Raw genomic sequence first — 1,349 nt, forward strand, 5'->3', positions numbered from 1 at the left:
CAGGGCTTCGGCATAGTCGTCTGACGTCCGGTTCGTGATCAAGCGAGGCCAAGGATCGCGAGGGGGCGGCGTGGGTCACGGGCGTTGCGACGAAGGCCGGCGGCAATGTTCTTCGCGCCTGCTGCTCGTAGGGCTCCGATGGCGAGGTTGCGCCAAGTGGCCATGGCGCGGGGTGCGTTGCCGGTCCGCAGCTGGGAGGCGTCCTCGGTGAAGGTGGTGTCCCGGACGTGGTGCAGGGACTCGACCTGCCAGTGGTCTTTGATCAGCTTCGCGAGTCGGGTGGCGCTGGCCTGCTCGGCCGTCAGGCTGGTGACGGCGTAGACGGTCTTGACGGTGGTCTTGCCGGTCTTGCGGTCGGTTCGGCGGCGCTTGATCTGGACGGCCTGGCGGGCTCCGGGGAAGAGCAGGTTGTTCACGGTGGCGACCTTGATCCGGCGGATCTCCGAGCGGCCGTGACCGATGGCCTTGATGCGTCCCTGGAGGGGAATGTCCTTCCAGGAAAGGGACTTCAGCTGTTTGCGCAGCTTCTTCTGGTTGCCCTTTGCGATCGTGATGTAGTGGGCATCGCGGCCCAGGAGGTACTCGGCGTGCTCGCGCTGGGTGTGGAGGGCATCGGCGGTGATCACCACCCCCGCGAGGTCCGCGATCGCATCCAGCAGCGGCTGGAACCGTGTGACCTCGTTCGTCTTCTCGCCCACGTCCCGTTGGGCCAGGACGGCGCCGGTGGTGTGCTCGAGGGCGGCGAGAAGGTGGATCTTCCGGCCCTTGGCCCTGGCGGCGCCGCGCAGACTCTTGCCGTCCACGGCCAGAGCGCGAAGCCCGGAGGCTTTCGGGCGGCGGTCGGCGAGCCAGTGGCCCACCGCCTGGTCCAGTGCGTCGCCGTCGATGCGGGCCAGCACCCGGCGGACGGTGGTCTCTGAGGGCAGCGACCGCCGGGGCTGGAGCGGATCAGGGCGGACGCCGAGCCGGTTGAGCACGTGCGTGGGCGCGTCGGCGATCCACTCGCCGACCGCCAGCAGGGATGTCGCTCCGGCCAGTACGGCGCATGCGGTGAGGGCGAGTACGGCGGCGAGAGCATGGCGCACGCCACGCGGATCGCGCGGGTCCGGCACCTCGGCCAGGCGTTCCAGCAGGCCCGGAACCTCCTCGGGGGCGGCCTCGGGGTGCCGGCAGAGCTGGTCAAGGGCGGGCGGGATCAGGGATGATGCGGCGGTAGGCACGGTCTTCCACTCGGATCACGGGGCGTCGAGAACTCCATGATCTTGGAAGTCCGTGCCTGTCACGTTCCCCAGCCGCCGAGCCGGCAGATCACCACGAACCGGGCGCCGTCCGACTATGCCGAAGCCCTG

Annotated in this window: 1 pseudogene; it reads right to left on the reverse strand. The window is 69.5% G+C overall.

Annotation, left to right across the window (positions count from 1 at the left end):
• Nucleotides 1-197 precede the first annotated feature (197 nt).
• A pseudogene (locus ACZ7OO_RS44100) lies at nucleotides 198-1,220 on the reverse strand (ISAs1 family transposase); the annotation flags it as partial.
• Nucleotides 1,221-1,349 lie beyond the last annotated feature (129 nt).

This window comes from Streptomyces sp. NPDC111744 (assembly GCF_055634995.1).